General features: G+C 57.0%; 6 protein-coding genes. 3 read left to right on the top strand and 3 right to left on the bottom strand.

All coding sequences use genetic code 11. The features are described from left to right. Window positions 1-564 (top strand): catabolite repression control protein Crc (locus ACIOU6_RS27355; protein WP_401139834.1); only part of this gene is annotated, 564 nt, incomplete at its 5' end. A gap of 80 nt (window positions 565-644) precedes the next feature. Here the strand turns inward: ACIOU6_RS27355 and gltS are convergent. The 3 genes from gltS to rph form a co-directional block, all read right to left on the bottom strand. Then, window positions 645-1853, bottom strand: a complete 1209-nt coding sequence (gene gltS, locus ACIOU6_RS27350; protein ID WP_221730896.1) for a sodium/glutamate symporter — start codon at window positions 1851-1853, stop codon at window positions 645-647. 403 nt (window positions 1854-2256) lie between these two features. Next, window positions 2257-2625, bottom strand: coding sequence for a DUF4870 domain-containing protein (locus ACIOU6_RS27345; RefSeq protein ID WP_221730897.1), 369 nt, complete (start codon window positions 2623-2625; stop codon window positions 2257-2259). A 28-nt stretch (window positions 2626-2653) separates the two neighbouring features. Next, window positions 2654-3376, bottom strand: coding sequence for a ribonuclease PH (gene rph / locus ACIOU6_RS27340; RefSeq protein ID WP_095187917.1), 723 nt, complete (start codon window positions 3374-3376; stop codon window positions 2654-2656). Window positions 3377-3646: 270 nt separating this feature from the next. Between rph and ACIOU6_RS27335 the strand changes: the two genes are divergently transcribed. Then, entirely contained in the window at window positions 3647-4510 is an 864-nt protein-coding gene (locus ACIOU6_RS27335; RefSeq protein WP_221730898.1) for a YicC/YloC family endoribonuclease, read from the top strand. Between the two features lie 12 nt (window positions 4511-4522). Then, window positions 4523-5143 (top strand): guanylate kinase, encoded by a 621-nt coding sequence (gene gmk / locus ACIOU6_RS27330; protein WP_221730899.1) that lies wholly within the window; start codon window positions 4523-4525, stop codon window positions 5141-5143. The last annotated feature ends 172 nt before the right edge of the window (window positions 5144-5315 follow it).

Below are 5315 nucleotides of genomic sequence, written 5' to 3'. Positions count from 1 at the left end.
CTTTTGCAAGCGTTGGTTGTCATCAGCGGTCTCGGTTTCGAGACGGCCGACCGCTACGGGCGCTACCTGCAAGCAGATTTCGACAAAGTCAGTATTGCCACCTTGCTGCTTCCTTCGGGGATGAACGGCGATGAGGACTTGAACCAGAAGTTCAAGCTCATGGACGACTTCGGCAAGTACCTGGACAAACAGCGGCGCAAACGTCGCGAGTACATTTATTGTGGCTCGCTGTATGTTGCGCAGCAGAAGCTAGACATCAAGAACTGGCGCGACAGCCAGCAATCCCCGGGCTTCCTGGCGCCAGAACGCGCCTGGATGGACGAGATTGTCGGCAACATGGGCTATGTCGATGCCCTGCGTGAAGTCAGCCGTGAAGGCGACCAGTACAGCTGGTGGCCGGACAACGAACAGGCCGAGATGCTGAATCTGGGATGGCGCTTCGATTACCAGATCCTGACCCCAGGCCTACGGCGCTTTGTGCGCAGTGCACGCCTGCCGCGTCAGCCACGGTTCTCGCAGCATGCGCCGCTGATCGTCGACTACGATTGGACGCTGACCATCTAAGCGTCGATTCACAGTTGAAAAAATGCCCGTATCGCAAGATACGGGCATTTTTTATGTCTCGGATTCAAGCAGTCCGAACCTCAGACCACAGCAAAAAACGGCAGGACCAGGTACAACTTGATCACGATGACATTGATGATGTCGATGAAGAACGCTCCCACCATGGGCACCACCAAAAACGCTATCTGCGACGGTCCGTAGCGCTGCGTTACCGCCTGCATGTTGGCAATGGCCGTTGGCGTCGCACCGAGACCAAAACCGCAATGCCCTGACGCCAGCACGGCCGCATCGTAATTGCTGCCCATCATTCGGAACGTTACGAAAATCGCAAATAGCGCCATGACCAAGGCCTGCATCGCCAGGATGATGAAGATCGGCAACGCCAGCGCCGCCAGATCCCATAGTTTGAGCGACATCAGGGCAATAGCCAAAAACAGCGACAGGCTGACATTGCCCAGCACCGAGACCTCACGCTCGAATACCTGATACAGGCCCAGCGCCGAAAGCCCATTGCGCAAAACCACACCCACGAACAGGACACAAACAAACGTCGGCAACTCGAACGCTGTCCCCTGCAACCAGCCATTCAACAGATTGCCTGCCAAAAGACTGACCGCGATCAGCGCGAGCGTTTCGATAAATGAAAACGGCGTAATCGAGCGTTCCTTGTTTGGCTGCTCAAAGCCTTTGGGCAGCCGAGGCGCGTCCTGACTTTTGCAACCGGGCACTTGCACACGCTTGATCAGCAGACGAGCAACCGGGCCTCCAATCAAACCACCCAGCACCAAGCCAAAGGTCGCAGCGGCAATCGCCAACTCCGAGGCGGAAGCCAGACCGTACTTCTCACTGAATACCGTTCCCCACGCGGCGCCAGTACCGTGACCGCCCGCCAGGGTGATGGAACCTGTCAGCAGGCCCATCAGCGGATCGAGTCCGAGCATTGTGGCCATTGCGATTCCCATGGCGTTCTGCACGACCAGAAGCCCGGCAACCGCGAGTAGAAATATCGCAACGACGCGACCGCCCCTCTTCAGGCTGGCGAAATCCGCACTCAGGCCAATAGTGGCGAAAAACGCCAGCATCAAGGGCGTTTGCAGCGAAGTGTCGAAGCGCACTTCAATATCAAGCGTGCGCATTAACAGAAGCGCCAAGGCAACTACCAGGCCACCGGCTACGGGTTCGGGAATATTGTAGTTGCGCAAAAAACCAACACGAGTAACAAGTCCGCGCCCCAGCAGCAACACTAAAGAGGCGGCCACGAGCGTTCCATAAAAATCGAGCTGAATCATTGGGATTATTCTTGGCTATATATTCAGAGGCGAACTTTTTACCTGGGCACGCCTATTGAATCGGCTGATTTTCTCAACACTGATTGCTTTTGATTCAAGGACCTTCGATGGCTTGAATATATCGAAATATTTCTAACGAAATATGACGTGCAGCAACTTTAACAATCGGCCAGTCTTATTGCCAAGTACATGAACGAGACTGAACCATTGCAGTTGTGACTAAAAGTGTAGAAACGATAGTTATATATAAACCCACACTACCGCTGATCGCAGCCAGATTTTTCCTACACATCAGAGACGTTAATTCAGTTGCAAAAATACAACTGCCCTGACAAGTCAGGGCAATTGTTTTAACGCATTGCGAACATCATCGGCCGCTCACACGAGGGGAGCGCATTGATCGTTATTTGATCAATCGCCAAGTGAACGGATAGCGGTACGGGAAGCCCTCATTGGCCTTCACGCCCCCAATGATCGTCAGTACCAGCGCACCAATGGCCAACAAACCAAACAGGAAGAAGCCGATCACCAGCAACATCAGCAACAGGCAGATCGCCGAGGCAATCGCGACGGTAATCTGGAAATTAAGCGCTTCCTTGCCTTGGGCATCGATGAACGGATCCGTCTCGCGCTTCATCTGCCACAAGATCAGCGGCCCAATCAGGCTCCCAAACGGAATCCAGAACCCCAGCAAGGCGGACAAGTGACAAAACATTGCCCATTGACGAACCTCCTGGCTCGGCTTGGGCAGCAACTCTTGCTCATCACTCATCGCGTTCTCCTTGCGGCTTCGAACCCGCTCAGTCGGCCAGTGCAGCCTTTTGCAGTTCGAAGATTTCGTTCATGCCTTTCTTGGCCAGTTCCAGCATGGCGTTGAGGTCTTCAGGCTGGAACGGCGCGCCTTCAGCCGTACCTTGCACTTCGATGAAGCCACCGGAACTGGTCATCACCACATTGAGGTCAGTCTCGGCCGCAGAATCTTCAAGATAGTCCAGATCCAGCACTGGCTCGCCCTGATACATGCCCACAGACACAGCGCCGATCATCTGCTTGAGCGGATCGCCGCCCTTCAGGCCGCCACGCTTCTTGATCACTTTCAGTGCATCGACCAGCGCAACCATGGCGCCCGTGATGGAAGCAGTACGGGTACCGCCGTCAGCCTGGATCACGTCGCAGTCGACGTACAGCGTCACGTCGCCCAGCTTGGACATGTCCAGCGCAGCGCGCAGTGAACGGCCGATCAGGCGCTGGATTTCCAGTGTGCGGCCGCCCTGCTTGCCACGGCTGGCTTCACGCTGATTACGCTCGCCAGTGGCGCGAGGCAGCATGCCGTACTCAGCGGTCAACCAGCCCTGGCCCTGGCCTTTGAGGAAACGCGGCACGCCATTTTCGACGCTGACGGTGCAGATGACTTTGGTATCACCGAATTCGACCAGTACGGATCCCTCGGCGTGTTTGGTGTAGTTGCGGGTAATGCGGATCGAGCGGAGCTGATCGGCAGCGCGACCACTTGGACGTTTCATAGGAGATACCTGTACTGGGGACGGAAAACTGCCGAGCATTATAGAGCGGTGCACCGTCACTGGGCACGGGTTAAAAAATCGGGCCGACGACCGAAGGCCCTGAAACACGCATTACCGACGGGCTGCAGCCCTTTGTCACACCGTGTGTTTGGGCGCCTTCGCCGCACTGCGCTACAATCCTGCGCCTTTGCTGCCAGTCGGCTTAAATTCATTGATATCGCGCCTGCGGAGCTCACGTTCCGCGCCGATCTGCATTGCGAGGTCACCGCCATGGTGCACAGCATGACCGCCTTCGCCCGCGTCGAAAAAGCCGGCGTCCAGGGGACCCTGAGCTGGGAGTTGCGCTCGGTCAACAGCCGCTATCTGGAACCGCACCTGCGTTTGCCTGAGTCCTTTCGCGACCTCGAAGGCGCCGTGCGTGAGGCGCTGCGTCAAGGCCTGTCGCGGGGCAAACTGGAATGCACTCTGCGCTTCACCGAAGAAAGCACCGGCAAACCGCTGCAAGTCGATCGCGAACGCGCCGCGCAACTGGTCGCCGCCGCCGAAACCGTGGCGGGCCTGATCAAGAACCCTGCCGCACTGAACCCTTTGGAAGTGCTGGCCTGGCCTGGCGTTCTGGTTGCTGACGCGACGGATCCGCAAGCCCTGAATGCCGACGCGCTGGCGCTGTTCAATCAAGGCTTGAAAGAGCTCAAGGCCGGCCGCGAGCGTGAAGGCGCGGAACTGGCGCGACTGATCAACGAGCGCCTGACGTCCATCGAAGAGGACGTCGTGACCCTGCGCGAACTCGTGCCGCAGATGCTTGCCACCCAGCGCCAGAAGGTCCTTGATCGCTTCAGCGACATGAAAGCCGAGATGGATCCGCAGCGTCTCGAACAGGAAATGGTCATGCTCGCGCAAAAAAGCGACGTGGCCGAAGAACTGGATCGCCTGAGCACTCACATCATCGAAGTTCGCCGGGTCCTCAAGTCCGGCGGGGCGGCCGGGCGTCGCCTGGACTTCCTGATGCAGGAACTCAACCGCGAAGCCAACACACTGGGCTCCAAGGCCTTCGACCCGCGCAGCACCCAAGCCGCCGTCAACCTCAAGGTGTTGATCGAGCAGATGCGCGAACAAGTGCAGAATATTGAGTAAGGCTACCCCGACATGACCCACAGCACTGGCACCCTTTACATCATTTCCGCGCCCTCGGGTGCGGGCAAGAGCAGCCTGGTCAAGGCGTTGACCGATGCCAATCCGGAGATTCGCGTATCGATCTCCCACACCACTCGCGCCATGCGCCCGGGTGAAGTGAATGGCGTGAACTACCACTTCGTCGAACGCAACGAGTTCGTGAAGATGATCGAGCACGGTGATTTTCTCGAGCGCGCCGAAGTCTTCGGCAATCTCTACGGCACCTCGCAAAGCCACCTGCAACAGACACTGGATGAAGGCCACGACCTGATTCTGGAAATCGACTGGCAAGGCGCCGAGCAAGTGCGCAAGTTGATGCCGCAGGCACGTTCGATCTTCATTTTGCCGCCATCGCTGCAGGCCCTGCACCAGCGCCTGACCAATCGTGGCCAGGACAGCGACGAAATCATTGACGGCCGCATGCGCGAAGCCGTTAGCGAGATGAGCCACTACGTCGACTACGACTACCTGATCATCAACGACGATTTTGCCCATGCTCTGGATGATTTGAAGGCGATTTTCCGTGCCAATCAGTTGATCCAGAAGCGTCAGCAGCAGCGTAACGGTAAATTGCTGGCCGAATTGCTCGGCTAAACAGCACTTCCCAAAACCGCTGCAAGCGCTTTACATTGGCACTTGCAGCGCGTTGAAGGGCTTGGTCAAAAAATCAGCGCTTCCCTAAACGCTGGTGATTTTTTAAACTGTTCAGTCCGCTCGCCCAACCGGGCAGCGCGCATATTGCATTCGCTCCGAGGAATACCATGGC

Source organism: Pseudomonas sp. NPDC087615, assembly GCF_044743445.1.
In the GTDB taxonomy this organism is placed as follows: Bacteria; Pseudomonadota; Gammaproteobacteria; order Pseudomonadales; family Pseudomonadaceae; genus Aquipseudomonas; species Aquipseudomonas baetica_A.
This window is presented reverse-complemented; position numbering and strand designations above follow the sequence as displayed.